Annotated in this window: 12 protein-coding genes; 9 read left to right on the top strand and 3 right to left on the bottom strand. The window is 60.9% G+C overall.

Annotated elements, in window-relative coordinates:
* The first annotated feature begins 11 nt into the window (after positions 1-11).
* Together JJN09_RS16730 and JJN09_RS16725 are read left to right on the top strand one after the other, a co-directional pair.
* Entirely contained in the window at positions 12-803 is a 792-nt protein-coding gene (locus JJN09_RS16730; protein WP_249482705.1) for a dienelactone hydrolase family protein, read from the top strand.
* Positions 804-896: 93 nt separating this feature from the next.
* Positions 897-1,622 (top strand): 4'-phosphopantetheinyl transferase, encoded by a 726-nt coding sequence (locus JJN09_RS16725; protein WP_249482704.1) that lies wholly within the window; start codon positions 897-899, stop codon positions 1,620-1,622.
* 6 nt (positions 1,623-1,628) lie between these two features.
* On the opposite strand, the gene JJN09_RS16720 is transcribed toward JJN09_RS16725, so the two are convergent.
* Entirely contained in the window at positions 1,629-3,239 is a 1,611-nt protein-coding gene (locus JJN09_RS16720) for an ATP-binding protein (RefSeq protein WP_249482703.1), read from the bottom strand.
* Positions 3,236-3,958 carry a response regulator gene (locus tag JJN09_RS16715; protein WP_249482702.1) on the bottom strand — a complete coding sequence of 241 codons (723 nt, stop codon included), beginning with the start codon at positions 3,956-3,958 and terminating at the stop codon, positions 3,236-3,238. Before JJN09_RS16715 ends, JJN09_RS16720 begins: the two co-directional genes overlap by 4 nt.
* A 733-nt stretch (positions 3,959-4,691) precedes the next feature.
* On the opposite strand from JJN09_RS16715, the gene JJN09_RS16710 reads away from it, so the two are divergent.
* Entirely contained in the window at positions 4,692-7,586 is a 2,895-nt protein-coding gene (locus tag JJN09_RS16710; protein ID WP_249482701.1) for a ribonucleoside-diphosphate reductase subunit alpha, read from the top strand.
* A 151-nt stretch (positions 7,587-7,737) separates the two neighbouring features.
* Here JJN09_RS16710 and JJN09_RS16705 read toward each other — a convergent pair whose 3' ends face one another.
* Positions 7,738-11,004 (bottom strand): calcium-binding protein, encoded by a 3,267-nt coding sequence (locus JJN09_RS16705; RefSeq protein WP_249482700.1) that lies wholly within the window; start codon positions 11,002-11,004, stop codon positions 7,738-7,740.
* 288 nt (positions 11,005-11,292) lie between these two features.
* On the opposite strand from JJN09_RS16705, the gene JJN09_RS16700 reads away from it, so the two are divergent.
* The 6 genes from JJN09_RS16700 to hutH (JJN09_RS16675) all read left to right on the top strand — a co-directional run bounded on the left by JJN09_RS16700 (position 11,293) and on the right by hutH (JJN09_RS16675) (position 18,883).
* Positions 11,293-12,765, top strand: coding sequence for a cytosine permease (locus JJN09_RS16700; RefSeq protein WP_249482699.1), 1,473 nt, complete (start codon positions 11,293-11,295; stop codon positions 12,763-12,765).
* 71 nt (positions 12,766-12,836) lie between these two features.
* The gene (locus tag JJN09_RS16695) at positions 12,837-13,805 is read left to right on the top strand and encodes an ABC transporter substrate-binding protein (RefSeq protein ID WP_249482698.1); all 969 of its coding nucleotides are present in this window, start codon (positions 12,837-12,839) and stop codon (positions 13,803-13,805) included.
* Between the two features lie 83 nt (positions 13,806-13,888).
* Positions 13,889-14,740, top strand: a complete 852-nt coding sequence (locus JJN09_RS16690; protein ID WP_249482697.1) for a proline/glycine betaine ABC transporter permease — start codon at positions 13,889-13,891, stop codon at positions 14,738-14,740.
* Complete coding sequence (locus JJN09_RS16685; RefSeq protein WP_249482696.1) at positions 14,737-15,567, top strand: glycine betaine/L-proline ABC transporter ATP-binding protein; 831 nt, start codon at positions 14,737-14,739, stop codon at positions 15,565-15,567. The genes JJN09_RS16690 and JJN09_RS16685 overlap by 4 nt, the downstream gene beginning before the upstream one ends.
* Positions 15,568-15,712: 145 nt before the next feature.
* Positions 15,713-17,236, top strand: a complete 1,524-nt coding sequence (hutH, locus tag JJN09_RS16680; RefSeq protein WP_249482695.1) for a histidine ammonia-lyase — start codon at positions 15,713-15,715, stop codon at positions 17,234-17,236.
* 114 nt (positions 17,237-17,350) lie between these two features.
* Positions 17,351-18,883 carry a histidine ammonia-lyase gene (hutH, locus tag JJN09_RS16675; protein WP_249482694.1) on the top strand — a complete coding sequence of 511 codons (1,533 nt, stop codon included), beginning with the start codon at positions 17,351-17,353 and terminating at the stop codon, positions 18,881-18,883.
* Positions 18,884-19,058: the final 175 nt, after the last annotated feature.

Below are 19,058 nucleotides of genomic sequence, written 5' to 3'. Positions count from 1 at the left end.
GAGACCCGATCATGCGCCTGTTCCTTGCCCTCACCCTGCTCGCCTTCAGCAGCCTCAGCGCGGCTGCGATCAAGACCGAGGAAATCCCTTACCAGAGCGCCGACGGCACGAAACTGATCGGCTACTACGCCTACGACGATGCCATAAAAGGCCCGCGCCCGGGCGTTGTAGTGGTGCATGAATGGTGGGGCCTGAACGACTACGCCAAGCGCCGCGCCCGGGATCTCGCCGGGCTTGGCTACAGCGCGCTGGCTATCGACATGTACGGTGACGGCAAGAACACCGAGCACCCGAAAGATGCCATGGCGTTCATGCAGGCGGCTACCCAGAATGCCGATGCCGCCAGCAAACGCTTCGAGGCCGGCCTCGACCTGTTGAAGAAACAACCGCAGACCGACACCGGCAAACTGGCCGCCATCGGTTACTGCTTCGGCGGCGGAGTTGTGTTGAACGCCGCGCGTCAGGGCGTACCGCTGGCGGGCGTGGTGAGTTTCCACGGCGCACTCGCCACCAAGACCCCGGCAACACCCGGCAGTGTCAAAGCCAAGGTGCTCGTCGAACATGGCGCGCTGGACAGCATGGTCACCGCCGACAACGTCACGGCATTCAAGTCTGAAATGGACAAGGCCGGCGCCGACTACAAGTTCGTAAGTCTCGACGGCGCCAAGCATGGCTTTACCAACCCCGACGCGGATCGCTTGAGCCATGGCGATCACGGTGGCCCGGATATCGGCTACAACAAGGCTGCGGATGAAAAGTCCTGGGCGGACATGCAGGCCTTCTTCAAGAAAATCTTTGGCTGAGCCGGAGTATGCTGATCGCTCCCACGTTCTGCGCGAGAGCGATCTGCACCAGCGCACTATTCAGCCTGAAGGCAACCCGGCAAAATGCCCGCCATGAATTCCAGCCCTCTCCTCCCCGCCTGCTGCACCCCGCTCGATGCCCACTGGCCGCTACCGACCGTGCTGCCGGACACCGTGCTGCTGAGCACCCACTTCGACCCGTCGCAACTGCTCGGCGATGACTTCCGCCGCAGTGCCATCGAGCCGCCGCCGAGCATCCAGCGTTCGGTGGCCAAACGGCAGGCGGAGTTTCTGGCCGGGCGGATTTGCGCCCGGGCTGCGCTGCAACAACTGGAAGGCTCAAGCAGTGTCCCGGCCATTGGCGAGGATCGCGCACCGGTATGGCCGGCGCACATCTGCGGCTCGATCACCCACAGCACCGGCCGGGCGGCAGCGATTGTCGCCAACAAGCAACACTGGCGCGGGCTGGGCATGGACCTGGAAAACCTGCTCAACGTCGAACGAGCCGAGCGTCTGGCCGGGGAAATCCTCACGCCGGCGGAGATGCAGCGAATGGCCGCCGGCGCCCGGGATCAACTGGCCTTGTGGGTGACGCTGACGTTTTCGGTGAAGGAAAGCCTGTTCAAGGCGCTGTACCCGATCGTCCAGAAGCGCTTCTATTTCGAGCACGCCGAAGTGCTCGAGTGGACCGAACAGGGTGAGGTACGGTTGCGACTGCTGACGGACCTGTCCAGCGAATGGCGCCACGGGACCGAACTGGACGCACAGTTCGGGGTGCACGACGGGCAGTTGTTGAGCCTGGTCAGCATCCAGGCTTGAGCTGTTTCAGCGCCGCTCCTGATTCCTCGGCCAGCTCAGGCTGAAACACGCCCCGCCCAAACTCTTGCTCTTGCCGATCAGCGCCCGACCGTCATGCCAGTGGATGATCCGCCGCACGATCGACAGCCCCAAACCATGCCCACCGGATGCCCGGGTACGGCTGTCGTCCAGCCGCAGGAACGGTGTGAAGATTTTCTCCCACGCACTTTCCGGCACACCGGGGCCATCGTCCTCGACGTCCACCCGGCAACGCATCTGCCCGACCTGATAACTGACCGTGACCCTTGAGCGCGCATGACGCATGGCGTTGCCCACCAGATTCTGCAAGGCGCGATGCAGGTAACGCGGCTCGGCCTCGACCCAGGCATCATCACAATCGGCGGCCGAAAGACACAAACCACGTTGCACCGTGACGTCAGCGCGCAGCGGCGCAAGCTCCTCGATCACCTGATTGACCAGTGCATCGAGGTCGATGCGCTGGAACGTCAGCGCCGGTGAGCCCTGCTCCAGCCGCGCATAGGTGAGCATTTCATCGACCAGCTTATCGAGGTCTTCGATGTCGTGGTCCATGCCCTCGCGATACTTTTCCAGCGCTTGCGGGGTGGTGGCCGAGCCGATCATCTCCAGACCGAAGCGCAGGCGCGCCACCGGCGTGCGCAACTCATGGGACACCGCGCGCACCAGCTCGCGCTGGATCGCCAGCAACTGTTGCAGGTGCTCGGCCATACCGTTGAACGCCGCCGCCAGTTTGCCCACGGAGTCGGCACCGCGTGCCGGCACCCGGGTTTCCAGGCTGCCCTTGGCGATGCGCGTGGCCGCTGCTTCGAGGCCGCGCAAACGCCGTTCGAGCTGACGCACCAATAAATAGACGATGAGACCGATCAGGGTCAGACCTAGCGCGGCGATCAGCACCAGCCACTGCGGCGGGTACGGATTCATCTGATAGAGCGGGCCGATTTCCAACACCCACGGCGTACCGACCATCCCGGCGAACACCCGGATCGAATCCCCGCCTTTGCCCAACGCCATCACCGTATCGCCTTCCGACACTCGACGACTCTGGTCTTCATCCATATCGGCCTCGTCCACGGTGACCAGCCGCAGGTCGAAACCAAACCCCTTCTCATCCTTCAACTGCGCCAGGCGTTTGGGCTGCTCGCCCACCGGCACCCGCACCAGTTCATCGGCCAGCAGATAAATGGTCGCCCTAGCCAGTTGCTCGCTGATCTGCTGTACCTCGCCCACCAGCACAAGCTGTTCCTTGTCGCTGACCAGTCGGTAAACCTTCGCCGCGTGCGGCCCGGTCTGCTCGACCAAGGCCTGGCCACGCTGCACGCGTGTGCGCTGGGTCAGATCGAGATCGGTCTGGGTGAATGTCTTCAACGTCAGCGGAATCCCCAGCAGCCGCTCCCACACCAGCAAGGCGCGGTGGCGCTCGGTTTCGTTCATCGGTTGCAGGTTGTCAGCCATCAGCGAAAACGTACCGTGGGCCAGACGTTCTCGGTATTGCTCGCTGCGCACCTGGTTGAGCAGGTGCAGCGCCAGCACGCCGAGTACCGCCACCAGAATCAGCGCCGCGCACATGCCGCCATAGATGCGCAGGAAGATCGAATTCACAGCGGCAGTTCTACGCAGGCTTCAGGCACGAACAGATAACCTTTGCTGCGTACGGTCTTGATCAGACGCGGATGATCGGGGTCGTCGCCGATCTTCGGGCGGATGCGCGAGATGCGCACATCGATCGAGCGGTCCTGGCCGTCGTAGCCGATGCCGCGCAACGCGGTGAAGATTTCTTCCCGGGACAGAATCCTTCCGGCGTTGGACACCAGCAGCCACAGCAGGTCGAACTCGGCGCTGGTCAACTCGATGCCGCTGTCGCTCAACCAGGCTTCGCGCAAGGCGTTGTCCACCACCAGCGGGCCGAATTGCAGACGGCGTGGCTTGCCCGACACCGGCTCCGGTGCGTCACTGCGTCGCAACAACGCCTGGATACGCGCCAGCAACAGTCGCGGACGCACCGGTTTGCACACGTAATCATCGGCGCCGATGTCGAGACCGAGGATCTGGTCGGCATCGTCGGTGCGCGCAGTCAGCATGAGGATCGGCCCGTCGTACTGGTCGCGTACCTTGCGGCAGATGCTCAGGCCATCTTCACCGGGGAGCATCAGGTCGAGGATCACCAGGTCCGGCTGTTCCTTGATGATCCGCGCCGCCGCCAGTGCCCCGTTGCCTTCAATCTCCACACGCAATCCGTTGGCTTGCAGGTATTCGCGGGTCAGTTCGGCCAGACGCTGGTCGTCCTCGACTATCAATACCTGCCAGGCTTCTTGCTCCACGGGTGACCTCTGCTTGCCGATGCTGCGAATAAAGAAAGGATCCTCCCGTCTTTTTGTCATCTTTTAGGAGGATAAGAATGCGTGCGTCAGGGCCGATTGTATAAACGGCGTACAGCGAGAACACAAGTCGGTAAATGCGTTCGGACAAGGCCGTTTTTTGTGATAGGGTTCGCGCCCTTAAAAATCCGCTGAAGCGTTTTTCCCGAAGAGAAAACAGTGACAAACGGTCTAGCTCAGCAGGTTCGCGGCCTACAACGGAATTCCCTGTTTCGCACACAATTTACGCACAGGGTTATCCACAGGCTGTCCGTTGCAATCGCCCCCCAAAACGCATTATCTTGTAGCCCGCGCTCAAAAAAACCCTACATATAGGGTTTGACGCTAAAAACCAAACACAAACCGGACAGTGAATTCAAGGCTTTTTATTGCCATTGTCGGGTTGAACCAAACGTATTTTCACAAGCCCAAACCGCGCCTGCGGATGGCTACCGTTTTCAGCCGATCACGGCGTAAACGGTACGGGTGTTGCAGTCCGAAACTGCTCCCCGAAAGGAATGCGGTTTCACGCGTATCGCGCGAACCGAAGACTTCGGCATGGAAGCGGCGCCCACAAGGCCCACTTCCTGAACTGTCCCGAAGTCGTTACCCGGCGCTGGCCGGTCGTAGTGCTTCAGGACGGAACGGTGGGCACCGTGATGGTGCCCAAACAAACATAGAGAACGTGGAGACACCCATGCAAACCGACACAACTCGCGAGAACCCGCAGGGCACCTTGCCGCAGGCCGCCGATTCGAATTCGGATCTGGCTGCCACCGCGCCTGGTCAACTGCGTGTGATCAAGCGTAATGGCACTGTCGTTCCTTACACCGATGACAAGATCACCGTCGCTATCACCAAAGCGTTTCTCGCAGTTGAGGGTGGCACCGCTGCCGCTTCGTCGCGAATCCACGACACCGTTGCCCGCCTGACCGAACAGGTCACCGCGACCTTCAAGCGTCGCATGCCTTCGGGCGGCACCATCCACATCGAAGAAATCCAGGACCAGGTCGAACTGGCCCTGATGCGTGCCGGTGAGCAGAAAGTCGCTCGCGACTACGTGATCTACCGTGACGGTCGTTCGAAAGAACGCGCTGCCCACGCTCCGGCCGAAGCCGCAGTCAACGCTCACCCGTCGATCCGCATCACCCGCGCCGACGGCAGCCTCGCGCCACTGGACATGGGTCGCCTGAACACCATCGTCACCGAAGCCTGCGAAGGTCTGGCTGAAGTCGACGGCGACCTGATCCAGCGCGAAACCCTGAAGAACCTGTACGACGGCGTTGCCCTGAACGACGTCAACACCGCGCTGGTAATGACCGCCCGTACCCTGGTCGAGCGCGAGCCGAACTACTCGTTCGTGACCGCCCGTCTGCTGATGGACACCCTGCGTGCCGAGGGCCTGGGCTTCCTGGGCGTCGCCGAGAGCGCGACCCACCACGAAATGGCCGACCTGTACGCCAAGGCGCTGCCGGCCTACGTCGCCAAAGGTATCGAGTTCGAACTGCTGAACCCTGTGCTGGCCTCCTTCGACCTGGAAAAACTGGGCAAGGCGATCAACCACGAGCGCGATCAGCAATTCACCTACCTGGGCCTGCAGACCCTGTACGACCGTTACTTCATCCACAAGGATGGCGTGCGCTTCGAACTGCCACAGATCTTCTTCATGCGCGTGGCCATGGGCCTGGCGATCGAAGAGAAGCAGAAAGAAGACCGTGCGATCGAGTTCTACAACCTGCTGTCCTCGTTCGACTACATGGCTTCGACCCCGACACTGTTCAACGCCGGCACCCTGCGCCCACAGCTGTCGAGCTGCTACCTGACCACCGTTCCGGACGACCTGTCGGGCATCTACCACGCGATCCACGACAACGCCATGCTGTCGAAATTCGCCGGTGGCCTGGGCAACGACTGGACGCCGGTGCGTGCACTGGGTTCCTACATCAAGGGCACCAACGGCAAGTCGCAAGGCGTGGTTCCGTTCCTGAAAGTCGTGAACGACACCGCCGTTGCCGTTAACCAGGGTGGCAAGCGCAAAGGCGCTGTGTGTGCCTACCTGGAAACCTGGCACATGGACATCGAAGAGTTCATCGAGCTGCGCAAGAACACCGGTGATGATCGTCGTCGTACCCACGACATGAACACCGCCAACTGGATCCCTGACCTGTTCATGAAGCGCGTCTTCGATGACGGCAAGTGGACCCTGTTTTCGCCATCCGAAGTACCGGACCTGCACGACCTGACCGGCAAGGCCTTCGAAGAGCGCTACGAGTACTACGAAGCCCTGTCCGAGTACCCGGGCAAGATCAAGCTGTTCAAGACCATCCAGGCCAAAGACCTGTGGCGCAAAATGCTGTCCATGCTGTTCGAAACCGGCCACCCATGGCTGACTTTCAAGGACCCGTGCAACCTGCGCAGCCCGCAGCAGCACGTCGGCGTGGTCCACAGCTCGAACCTGTGCACCGAGATCACCCTGAACACCAACAAGGACGAGATCGCGGTCTGCAACCTGGGCTCGATCAACCTGCCGAACCACATCGTCGACGGCAAGCTGGACACCGCCAAGCTCAAGCGCACCATCGACGTAGCCGTGCGCATGCTCGACAACGTGATCGACATCAACTACTACTCGGTACCGCAGGCGAAGAACTCCAACTTCCGCCACCGTCCGGTCGGCCTGGGCATCATGGGCTTCCAGGACGCGCTGTACCTGCAGCACATCCCTTACGGTTCCGACGCTGCCGTCGAGTTCGCCGACAAGTCGATGGAAGCGGTCAGCTACTACGCGATCCAGGCTTCCTGCGACCTGGCCGATGAGCGCGGCTCGTACGAGACATTCCAGGGTTCGCTGTGGTCCAAAGGCGTACTGCCGCTGGATTCGCAACAGATCCTGATCGAAGCACGTGGCCAGAAGTACATCGACGTCGACCTGACCGAGTCCCTGGACTGGGCACCGGTTCGCGCCCGCGTTCAGAAAGGCATTCGTAACTCGAACATCATGGCCATCGCACCGACCGCGACCATCGCCAACATCACCGGCGTATCGCAGTCGATCGAACCGACCTACCAGAACCTGTATGTGAAATCGAACCTGTCGGGCGAATTCACCGTGATCAACCCGTACCTGGTTCGCGACCTGAAGGCTCGCGGTCTGTGGGACTCGGTCATGATCAACGACCTGAAGTACTACGACGGTTCGGTTCAGCAGATCGAGCGCATCCCACAAGAACTCAAAGAGCTCTACGCGACTGCATTCGAAGTGGACACCAAGTGGATCGTTGACGCCGCCAGCCGTCGTCAGAAGTGGATCGACCAGGCCCAGTCGCTGAACCTGTACATCGCTGGCGCATCGGGCAAGAAACTCGACGTGACCTACCGCATGGCCTGGTACCGTGGTCTGAAAACCACCTACTACCTCCGTGCCCTGGCCGCGACCAGCACCGAGAAGTCGACCATCAACACCGGCAAGCTGAACGCTGTTTCCAGCGGCGGCAACCACGGTGACGATTCGGTCCTGGCAGCGCCTGCCGGCCCTGCTCCAGTGCCGAAGGCTTGCGCCATCGACGAGCCGGATTGCGAAGCTTGCCAATAAGCTGAGCCCGTAAGCGCTGCGAAGCGCTTGCCTGAAACCCCCGATCATTCCTCTGGACTGGCCGGGGGTTTTCTTTTGTGTACGAAAAAAGGCAAAAAAAAAGGCGAGCCTGAATCTCAGGCCCGCCGTTTTCCATTACTGCGTTGCTACATCAGACCATCAACGACTCCGTCATCGCCATCGCCTGCCCTACGACCGGGATAGTGAAGGAATCACCATTGGCGGTGGTAAAGGTTTCGATGGTGTTGGCGCCCTTGTACCAGTCCGCAAGAATCACGGCGTTATCCTGTTTGCCGGCGTTCCATTCGGCAGCATTGAAGATGAAGGCATTGGTGCCGTCGGTTTTGATGAGCACGTTCGCATACGACTGGATGTTCTGCAGTTCGACCTTGTCATTGCCGAAGCTGCCATCGTCCTTGATCATCACCGAGGTCGACGAATATACCCTGTAGACATCACCGCCCTCACCGCCGTAGGCATAGCCGCCCCCCGTCATGATCAAGGTGTCATTGCCGGCACCGCCAAACAGTTGATACTCACGCCCTGTACCCACCAGCGAGTCGTTGCCTTCGTCACCGTAGGCAGTGCCGGTATAAACCGTGATGGCGTCGTTGCCGGCATCGCCGTGCAGGACACTGCCGACATCGTTGTTGGCACTGAACATGCTGTCGTTACCGTTGCCGCCGAACAGGTGGTCGGCTTCGGCCTTACCGCTGCGATCAGGGCCGTTGAAAGCGTAGGGCTCGTACTGGCCGCCATAAATCGAGTCGTTACCGTCCCCTCCATAGACCAGGTCATCACCTTCTCCGCCATAGAGGGTGTTCCAGGCAGCATTACCGGTCAGGGTGTCGTTGAAAGACGACCCATGCAGCCCTTCGATATTGACCAGGACATCGCCGCTGGCATCGCCGCCGGTGACCGTATTGGCCAACAGGTCGATTTGCACCGCCGCCGAGCTACCGATATACCAGGCTTCATCGGAAACGCCTGCGCCGCCATCGATGAAGTCAGCCCCCTTGCCACCGATAAACGTTTCGGCACCCGCTCCGCCGATCAACGTATCGTTGAACACCGTGCCTTCCCAGTTTTCGATATTGGTGTACGTATCGCCGGCGGCAGCGCCGGTCAGTGGCTGGGTCAGGTCAAGGGTGATCGCAGAAGCCTCAAAAGCAAAACTGACGGTGTCACGACCGAGGGCGCCGTCGAAGTTGTTGACCTGCTCGTTGCCAATAAAGGTGTCGTCGCGTCCCGAGCCGACGATCTTCTCGATGCTCTGGTAGGTATCACCCTTGGCAATCGCTGTGTTTTCGCCCGTCTTGAGATTGATGACCACGCCCACTGGCCCGATATCGTTGTAGCTGACGGTATCGAAACCCTCGCCACCGATAAAGGTGTCGGCGCCATCCCCGCCCATGAGGATGTCGTTACCCGCCCCGCCGGTGATGATGTTGTCCAGCGCGTTACCAAACGATTGGAACGTACCGGTGCCGGTGTACGTCAGACGCTCGATGCCGGCGTTGAGGGCGTAATAGCTCTGATTGGTGCGCACCTCATCATTGCCGCCCCCCGCCAGTTCGATAATCGCTGCATAGGTCGCATTGTTGAGAACGTAGACATCATCGCCCGCCCCACCCTGCACGGTGAAACCCGTCGAGTTGGCATTGGCAATGAACACGTCGTTGTACGCCGAACCGATGATCTTCTCGATCCCGGCGAAGCTGTCACCCTCGGCGTCACCACCGCTGCCAACGCCAGATCCCACACCGGCCGCACCCATTGTCAGGGTCACGCCCTGGCTCGACTGCGAGTAGTCCACAACGTCAATGCCCAGGCCACCGTCGAATGCGTCCGCTGCGCTACCGGCGATGAACGTATCGGCGTATTGCGTGCCGCGAATCAGTTCGATGCCGTTGTAGGTATCACCCGCAGCAATGCCGCTGTGTACGCCAGTCTTGAAGTTAAGCGTGACGGCCACGCTGCTGTCGTCATAGCTGACGGTGTCGGTTCCGGCGCCGCCAATGAAGGTGTCGGCGCCATCGCCCCCCAGCAAAGTATCGTTGCCCACGCCACCGGTGATGATGTTGTCGCCGGCATTGCCGCGACCGGTGAAGTTGCCTGTTCCGGTGTAAGTCAGGCGTTCGACGTTGTTGTGCAGGCCCATGCTGAGCTGGTTGGTACGCACTTCATCGTCGCCGCCACCCTGCGCTTCGATAATCACCGCCGATGCACCGATGTTGACGACGTAAATGTCGTTGCCCGCACCACCCTGCAAAGTGAAGGAACCGGACGTGGAGGAATTGAACACATCGTCATACGCCGAACCGATCACCTTCTCGATACCCGAGAACGAATCGCCTTCGGCATCACCACCGGTCCCGGTGCCGGTGCCGGAGACCAGCGTCAAGTTGATGGCAGCGCCAGACTGCGAGTAGTCGACGACGTCCATGTTGTCCGGGCCAGTCGTACCGCCATCGAACTTGTCGGCGCCGACGCCGGCCACGAACGTGTCACTGTATTTGGAGCCGCGAATGACTTCGATACCATCGAAGGTATCGCCAGCCGCAATGCCCGAGTGAACACCGGTTTTCTGGTTGATGGTCACGCCCACACTCGAATCGTCGTAGGAGGCGGTATCGTTCCCCGCGCCACCAATGAAGACATCGGCGCCCGCACCGCCCATCAACACATCGTTGCCAACGCCACCGGTGATGATGTTGTTGCCTGCATTGCCGGCACCGGTGAAGTTACCTGTGCCGGTATAGGTCAGGCGTTCGACTTCGGCACTCAAGGTCATGGTGCTCAGCGAGGTGCGTATTTCGTCGTCACCGCCACCCGCCAACTCAATCACCGACTGATTCGGTGAACCGTTGATGATGTACACATCATTACCCGCTCCACCCTGCAACAGGGAGGCTGCAGAGCCGGTGGTAAACACATCGTCCAGAGCCGAACCGACGACTTTCTCGATGTTGGTAAAGGTATCGCCCTGCGCGTCACCGCCCTGACCACTGCCGGCACCGAGCGTGGTAAGGGTGATGTTCACGGCCTGCGCCGACAACGAATAATCGACGGTATCGACACCACCGTCAGCGCCGCCATCAAAGATGTTGGCCTCCGCGCCACTGAAGAACGTATCACCGTTCTTGCTGCCACGAATGATTTCGATACCGGAGAAGGTATCGCCCGCGGCAAAGCCGGTGTGGACACCGGTTTTCATGTTGACCGTGACACCCGCAGCGAGGCTGTCCTCATAGCTGGCAACGTCGATACCGGCGCCGCCAATCAACTGGTCGGCACCTGCACCGCCGATCAGCACGTCGTTGCCCGCGCCGCCGGTGATGATGTTGTCACCCGCATTGCCTGTGCCGGTGAAGTTGCCGGTGCCGGTATAAGTCAGGCGCTCGACTTCACCGCTCATACCCATTTTGATCTGGTTGGTGCGGATTTCATCGTCGCCGCACACTGGTGTGATGCGTCACGCCGATGCCGGTTACCAGATCGCCATCGACTGCGCCAAGGAGCAGGGCCTGAACTTGCCAATGATCACCGGCAAATAAAAAACCTGTGGGAGCTGGCTTGCCAGCGATAGCGGCGGCACTGCTGGAATTGATGTAGTAGGTGCCGACGTCATCGCTGGCAAGCCAGCTCCCACCAGGGTCCAGGTAAACCGGACAGAACAATTAAAACAATCCACAGAGGTTGAATCATGGCTGGCAACACCGATCGTGCAAGCAACAAACCGTTGATCGAAAGGCGTTCGATCGACTACATCCCGGAAGCGGAAAGACACGGTCGTCTATTCAGTCAGTTCACCCTGTGGATGGGTGCCAACCTGCAAATCACCGCAATCGTCACCGGGGCCTTGGCCGTGGTGCTGGGCGGTGATGTGTTCTGGTCGCTGATCGGTCTGTTGATCGGTCAACTGCTGGGCGGCGGCGTCATGGCGCTGCACGCGGCACAAGGGCCGAAGCTGGGCCTGCCGCAGATGATCTCCAGCCGTGTGCAGTTCGGGGTTTATGGCGCGGCGATTCCGATCGTACTGGTGTGCCTGATGTACCTCGGCTTCACCGCGACCGGCACGGTGTTGTCGGGTCAGGCGCTGGGCCAGTTGTTTGGTGTCAGCGACACCGTTGGCATCCTGCTTTTCGCCAGTGTCATCGTGGTGGTCACGGTGCTTGGCTACCGGGTGATCCATTGGATCGGCCGGATCGCCAGTGTCATTGGCGTGATCGCTTTTGTTTATCTGTTCAGCCGTCTGCTGAGTCAGGTGGACGTCGGGGCACTCCTGGAAATCCGTCACTTCAGCTGGAGCAGTTTCCTGCTGGCGGTGTCGCTCGCAGCGTCCTGGCAGATCGCCTTCGGCCCCTATGTGGCTGACTATTCGCGCTACCTGCCGAGCAAGACCTCTTCGGTGAAAACCTTCTTCGCTGCCGGTGCCGGTTCGGTAATTGGGGCGCAGGTGGCGATGATCCTCGGCGTGTTCGCGGCGGCTTCGGCCAACGGGCAATTCGCCGGCCATGAAGTGGCTTACATCGTCGGTCTGGGCGGCACCGGTGCCACCGCTGCGCTGCTGTATTTCAGCATCGCGTTCGGCAAGGTGACCATCTCCACCCTGAACTCCTACGGCAGCTTTATGTGCATCGCGACCATCATCAGCGGTTTCCGTGGTGACCTGAAAGTAACGCGCTTGCAGCGTCTGGTGTTCGTGCTGGTCATCGTGGGTGCGGCGACGCTGATGGCGCTGCTCGGCCAGCACTCGTTCCTCGGGGCGTTCAAGTCTTTCATCCTGTTCCTGCTGGCGTTCTTCACGCCGTGGAGCGCGATCAACCTGGTGGACTACTACTGCATCACCCGCGAGTGCTATGACGTACCGGCGCTGGCCGATCCGAACGGTCGCTACGGCCGCTGGAACCTCCTCGGTATCAGCGTCTACGTGTTCGGTGTGCTGGTGCAGCTGCCGTTCATCTCCACCAAGTTCTACACCGGTCCGCTGGTCGCCGCGCTGGGTGATGTGGATATCTCGTGGATCATCGGTCTGGTAGTGCCTGCCGCGCTGTACTACGTGTGCGCCAGAAAATGGCATGGCAGCGTGCCCGATCAACTGATTCTGCCGGTCGAGCAGGACAGCGTTGTACAACCTAAAGCAAGCGGGGCCGGTCGCGCTGCGGCGCAGGCCTGATTTGGACGTGGACAGGGCTGGATGCCTCTTGAACTGCCGTAAGCCAATTCATGATTAGGAGCGTCACAACAATGAAATCGAACAAGACCCTGCTGACCACATTGCTGTCCATGGGCCTGCTGGCCAGTGCCGGCGCCACTCAGGCTGCCGGCTGGTGCGAATCCGGCAAACCGGTGAAATTCGCCGGCCTGAACTGGGAAAGCGCGATGTTGCTGACCGACGTGCTGCAAGTCGTGTTGGAGAAAGGTTACGACTGCAAGACCGACAGCCTGCCGGGCAACTCCATCACCATGGAAAACGCCCTGAGCAGCAACGATATTCAAGTGTTCGCCGAAGAGTGGGTCGGCCGCAGCGAGGTCTGGAACAAGGCTGAGAAGGCCGGCAAGGTCGTGGGTGTCGGTGCGCCGGTCGTCGGTGCGATTGAAGGCTGGTACGTGCCGCGCTACGTGATCGAAGGCGACGCCAAACGCAAGATCGAAGCCAAGGCGCCGGACCTGAAAAACATCGCTGATCTGGGCAAATACTCGGCAATCTTCAAGGATGCTGAAGAGCCTTCCAAGGGCCGTTTCTACAACTGCCCTGCCGGCTGGACCTGCGAGCTGGACAACAGCGAAATGCTGAAAAGCTACGGCCTGGAAAGCACCTACACCAACTTCCGCCCGGGCACCGGCCCGGCGCTGGATGCGGCGGTGCTGTCGAGCTACAAGCGTGGCGAGCCGATCCTGTTCTACTACTGGTCGCCAACCCCGCTGATGGGCCAGATCGACGCGGTCAAACTGGAAGAGAAACCGGGCGTCGACAAGCGCGTGACCATCAAGGTCGGCCTGTCCAAGACGTTCCACGAGCAAGCGCCTGAGCTGGTGGCCGTGCTGGAAAAGGTCAACCTGCCGATCGACCTGCTGAACCAGAACCTGGGTCGTATGACCAAGGAGCGGATCGAGTCGCCGAAGCTGGCGAAAATCTTCCTCAAGGAACATCCTGAGGTCTGGCATGCGTGGGTCAGTGACGACGCAGCCAAGAAAATCGACGCGGCGCTGTAGGTCGATACCTCCCGGCTAACCGTGAGGCTGGCCGGGAGATTTGCCGTAATCGCTTGATTGAGATTTCTGATTGAGAGCCGCTTATGTTTCCCGAACGCTTTACGTTTTCCATCGCCGACTGGGTCAACGGTTGGGTCGATGCACTGGTCACCAACTACGGCGACGTGTTCCGCCAGATCTCCGACACCCTGCTATGGGCCATCGTCAACCTTGAAGGCCTGCTGCGCGCAGCGCCGTGGTGGTTGATGCTGGCCATCGTCGCGGGCGTTGCCTGGCACGCCACGCGCAAAGTCGTGACCACTGCCGTGATCGTTGGTTTGCTGTTCCTGGTGGGTGCGGTCGGTCTCTGGGACAAGCTGATGCAGACCCTCGCCCTGATGATGGTCGCGACGATCATTTCGGTACTGATCGGGATTCCGCTGGGGATTCTCTCGGCGCGCAGCAATCGCCTGCGCTCGATCCTGATGCCGCTGCTCGACATCATGCAGACCATGCCCAGCTTCGTGTACCTGATCCCGGTGCTGATGCTGTTCGGCCTGGGCAAGGTGCCGGCGATTTTCGCCACCGTGATTTACGCCGCGCCGCCGCTGATCCGCCTGACCGATCTGGGCATCCGCCAGGTCGACGGTGAAGTGATGGAAGCGATCAACGCCTTCGGCGCCAACCGCTGGCAGCAACTGTTCGGCGTGCAACTGCCGCTGGCCCTGCCGAGCATCATGGCCGGGATCAACCAGACCACCATGATGGCCCTGTCGATGGTGGTGATCGCCTCGATGATCGGCGCCCGTGGCCTGGGTGAAGACGTGCTGGTGGGCATCCAGACCCTCAACGTCGGACGTGGTCTTGAAGCCGGTCTGGCGATCGTGATTCTCGCAGTGGTCATCGACCGCATTACCCAGGCGTATGGTCGGCCACGGCATGAGGTGAGCAAATGAGCAACGCAACCGTGAGCAAGATCGAAGTCAAAAACGTCTTCAAGATTTTCGGCAACCGCGCCAAGGACGCCCTGGCGATGGTCGGCCAAGGCAAGACCAAGGATCAGGTGCTGAACGAAACCGGTTGCGTGGTCGGGGTCAACGACCTTTCCCTGAGCATCGGTACTGGCGAGATCTTCGTGATCATGGGCCTGTCCGGTTCCGGCAAATCCACGCTGGTGCGCCACTTCAACCGCCTGATTGACCCGACCAGCGGCGCGATCCTGGTGGACGGCGTGGACATCCTGCAATACGACATGGAAGCCCTGCGCGAATTTCGCCGGCACAAGATCAGCATGGTGTTCCAGAGCTTCGGCCTGCTGCCGCACAAGTCCGTGCTCGACAACGTCGCCTACGGCCTGAAAGTGCGCGGCGAGAGCAAGCAGCTGTGCGCCGAACGCGCGCTGCACTGGATCAACACCGTGGGCCTCAAGGGCTACGAAAACAAATACCCGCACCAGCTCTCCGGCGGCATGCGCCAGCGTGTCGGCCTGGCCCGTGCCCTGGCGGCGGACACCGACATCATCCTGATGGACGAAGCGTTCAGTGCCCTCGATCCGCTGATCCGCGCCGAGATGCAGGATCAGTTGCTGGAGCTGCAAAAGACCCTGCACAAGACCATCGTCTTCATCACCCACGACCTCGACGAGGCCGTGCGCATCGGCAACCGCATCGCGATACTCAAGGACGGCCGCCTGATCCAGGTCGGTACGCCGAAAGAGATCCTGCACTCGCCGGCGGACGAGTATGTCGATCGCTTCGTGCAGCGGCGGGCGGCGGTGGTCTGATCTGAGTTTTGCAGTACACAGACTGGCCTCATCGCGGGCAAGCCCGCTCCCACAGGGATTGTGTGAGCACCGGAGATCCTGTGGGAGCTGGCTTGCCAGCGATAAGGCCGGTGAAGCTGCATCAAAATTACGGTTGAGGTAAGTGATGTCCCAGGCTGAAAAAATCGTTATCGCCGACGCCCCGATGCGTTGGCAGGATGTGGTCGCGGTAGCCCGTCACGGCGCGCAGCTCGAGCTGTCGGCCCAGACCTGGGCGCGCATCGAAAATGCTCAGGGCATCGTCCAGCGCATCGTCGCAAGCGGCGAGCGCGCCTATGGCGTAAACACCGGGCTGGGCGGTTTGTCCAACGTCTCGCTGCAGGGCGAACAGCTCAGCCAGTTGTCGCGCAACACCTTGCTAAGCCATGCCTGCGGCGTCGGCCCGGTACTGGCCGACGAGCAGACCCGCGCCATCATGTGCGCTGCGATCCGCAATTACAGCCACGGCAAATCCGGGATTCATCGTCAGGTGGTCGAAGCGCTGCTGGCGTTGCTCAATCGAGGCATCACCCCGCAAGTGCCGTCGCAGGGTTCGGTGGGTTACTTGACCCACATGGCGCACATCGGCATCGCGTTGTTGGGCGTCGGCAATGTCAGCTATCGCGGGCAGGTTGTCTCTGCGCAACAGGCGCTGGCCGAAGAAGGCCTGCAACCGGTGCAACTCGGGGCGAAGGACGGTTTGTGCCTGGTCAACGGCACGCCGTGCATGACCGGTCTCAGTTGCCTGGCCATCGCCGATGCCACGCGTCTGGTGCAATGGGCTGACGTGGTCGGTGCCATGAGTTTTGAAGCGCAGCGCGGTCAGATCGCTGCGTTCGACGCCGAGATCATCGCGCTCAAGCCGCACCCGGGCATGCAGCAGGTTGGCGTCAATCTACGGGCGCTGCTCGATGGTAGCGAAGTGATCGCGACGAGCAAAGGCATTCGCACCCAGGATGCGCTGAGCATCCGCTCGATCCCGCAAGTGCACGGCGCCGCGCGCGATCAACTGCAACACGCGATCAAGCAGATCGAAACCGAACTCAACGGCTGCACCGACAACCCGTTGCTGCTGGGCACACCGGACGACTTCCGGGTGATGTCCCAGGCCAACCCGCACGGGCAATCGGTAGCGCTGGCAGCGGACTTGCTGGCGATCGCGATGGCCGAAATCGGTTCGATTGCCGAGCGGCGCCTGGATCGACTGATCAACCCGCACGTCAGCGGTCTGCCGGCGTTCCTTGTGGCCAATCCAGGGGTGAATTCCGGGATGATGATCGTGCAGTACGTCGCCGCGTCGCTGTGCGCGGAAAACCGCCAGTTGGCGCAACCGGCGGTGCTCGACAATTACGTCACCTCGGGCCTGCAGGAAGACCACCTGAGCATGGGCACCAACGCCGCGCTGAAGCTGCATCGCGCGCTCGAAAACTGCACGCAGATCCTCGCCATCGAGTACCTGCTGGCGGCTCAGGCGTTTGAGTTTCTCAAGGAACAACGCTTCGGCGCTGGCACCGATGTGGCGTGGCGACTGCTGCGCGAGAAGGTCCCGGCCTACGATCAGGACCGCTGGCTGGCGCCGGATATCGCCGCTGCCGCGAGCGTGTTGAAGGACTCGGATTTGCTGCACCACGTACTGCCGAATTTGCACTGACAATACCCATGCCAGCGTGCCAAGGCGCGGCTCCCAAAAGGTGAGAAGCGACGGACAACGGACATCTCCGGAGCGTCTGGTTAGTTAACAAGAAACTCTCAAAAGGAGCACAAGATGACTGCGCTGAACCTGATCCCTGGCCAACTGAGCCTGGCCCAACTGCGTGACGTCTACCAGAACCCGGTCAAGCTGACCCTCGACAACAGCGCCTCGGCGCAGATCGAAGCCAGCGTCGCCTGTGTCGAGCAGATCCTCGCCGAGAACCGCACCGCCTACGGCATCAACACTGGTTTCGGCCTGCTGGCCTCGACCCGCATCGCCAGCGAAGACCTGGAAAACCTTCAGCGCTCGCTGGTGTTGTCCCACGCTGCCGGCGTTGGCCAGCCGATCAGCGATGAGCTGGTTCGTTTGATCATGGTGCTCAAGGTCAACAGCCTGAGCCGTGGTTTCTCGGGCATCCGTCGCGTGGTGATCGACGCGCTGATCGCGCTGATCAACGCCGAGGTTTACCCGCACATTCCGTTGAAAGGTTCGGTCGGTGCGTCTGGCGACCTGGCGCCGCTCGCGCACATGTCGCTGGTGCTGCTGGGCGAGGGCAAGGCGCGCTACAAGGGCGAGTGGATGGAAGCGACCGAGGCGCTGAAAGTCGCTGGTCTGACGCCGCTGACTTTGGCTGCCAAAGAAGGTCTGGCGCTGCTCAACGGCACGCAGGTTTCTACCGCATTCGCTTTGCGCGGTCTGTTCGAAGGCGAAGACCTGTTTGCCGGCGCGCTGGCGCTGGGTGGTCTGACGGTTGAGGCAGTACTCGGTTCGCGTTCGCCGTTCGATGCGCGTATCCACGCAGCCCGTGGCCAGAAAGGCCAGATCGATACCGCTGCCGCTTACCGTGATCTGCTGGGTGAACGCAGCGAAGTCTCCGACTCGCACCAGAACTGCGAAAAGGTCCAGGACCCGTACTCGCTGCGCTGCCAGCCACAGGTCATGGGCGCCTGCCTGACTCAATTCCGTCAGGCCGCTGAAGTGCTGGTCATCGAAGCCAACGCTGTGTCGGATAACCCGCTGGTGTTTGCGGCTGAAGGCGACGTGATTTCCGGCGGCAACTTCCACGCTGAACCCGTGGCCATGGCCGCTGACAACATGGCGCTGGCCATCGCTGAAATCGGTTCCCTGAGCGAGCGTCGTATCTCGCTGATGATGGACAAACACATGTCGCAATTGCCGCCGTTCCTGGTGGCCAATGGCGGCGTGAACTCCGGCTTCATGATTGCCCAAGTGACGGCTGCGGCCCTGGCCAGCGAGAACAAGGCACTGGCTCACCCGCATTCGGTGGACAGCCTGCCGACTTCCGCCAACCAGGAAGATCACGTGTCGATGGCTCCGGCTGCCGGCAAGCGTCTGTGGGAAATGGCTGAGAACACGCGCGGGATTCTCGCGGTGGAATGGCTGGCGGCAGTGCAGGGTCTGGACCTGCGTAACGGTCTGAAGACCTCGACCAAACTGGAACTGGCCCGGGCGATTCTGCGTCGCGAAGTACCGTTCTATGAGAAGGATCGTTTCTTCGCGCCGGACATCAATGCGGCGAGTGAGTTGCTGGCTTCGCGGGTTCTGACTGGGCTGGTTCCGGCGAAACTGCTGCCTAGCCTGTAAGAGCCACCCCTCACCCCAACCCTCTCCCCAAGGGGGAGAGGGGGAAAGGGAGCAGATATTCATGGTTTTCAGAGCCTGAGTTCGACTCAAGAATCACAGGTCGATGTACCTCGCAAGAACAACCCGGTCAGTCCCTCTCTTTAAGGGAGAGGGGAAAGGGAGCAGATCTTCATGG

The organism is Pseudomonas sp. HS6, assembly GCF_023375815.1.
Lineage (GTDB): Bacteria > Pseudomonadota > Gammaproteobacteria > Pseudomonadales > Pseudomonadaceae > Aquipseudomonas.
This window is presented reverse-complemented; position numbering and strand designations above follow the sequence as displayed.

Bases quoted from the DNA above. Each gene is read 5' to 3' on its own strand.
- JJN09_RS16730 (WP_249482705.1), top strand. From the start codon at position 12: ATGCGCCTGTTCCTTGCCCTCACCCTGCTCGCCTTCAGCAGCCTCAGC.
- JJN09_RS16725 (WP_249482704.1), top strand. From the start codon at position 897: ATGAATTCCAGCCCTCTCCTCCCCGCCTGCTGCACCCCGCTCGATGCC.
- JJN09_RS16710 (WP_249482701.1), top strand. From the start codon at position 4,692: ATGCAAACCGACACAACTCGCGAGAACCCGCAGGGCACCTTGCCGCAG.
- JJN09_RS16705 (WP_249482700.1), bottom strand. From the start codon at position 11,004: ATGAGCGGTGAAGTCGAGCGCCTGACTTATACCGGCACCGGCAACTTC.
- JJN09_RS16700 (WP_249482699.1), top strand. From the start codon at position 11,293: ATGGCTGGCAACACCGATCGTGCAAGCAACAAACCGTTGATCGAAAGG.
- JJN09_RS16695 (WP_249482698.1), top strand. From the start codon at position 12,837: ATGAAATCGAACAAGACCCTGCTGACCACATTGCTGTCCATGGGCCTG.
- JJN09_RS16690 (WP_249482697.1), top strand. From the start codon at position 13,889: ATGTTTCCCGAACGCTTTACGTTTTCCATCGCCGACTGGGTCAACGGT.
- JJN09_RS16685 (WP_249482696.1), top strand. From the start codon at position 14,737: ATGAGCAACGCAACCGTGAGCAAGATCGAAGTCAAAAACGTCTTCAAG.
- hutH (WP_249482695.1), top strand. From the start codon at position 15,713: ATGTCCCAGGCTGAAAAAATCGTTATCGCCGACGCCCCGATGCGTTGG.
- hutH (WP_249482694.1), top strand. From the start codon at position 17,351: ATGACTGCGCTGAACCTGATCCCTGGCCAACTGAGCCTGGCCCAACTG.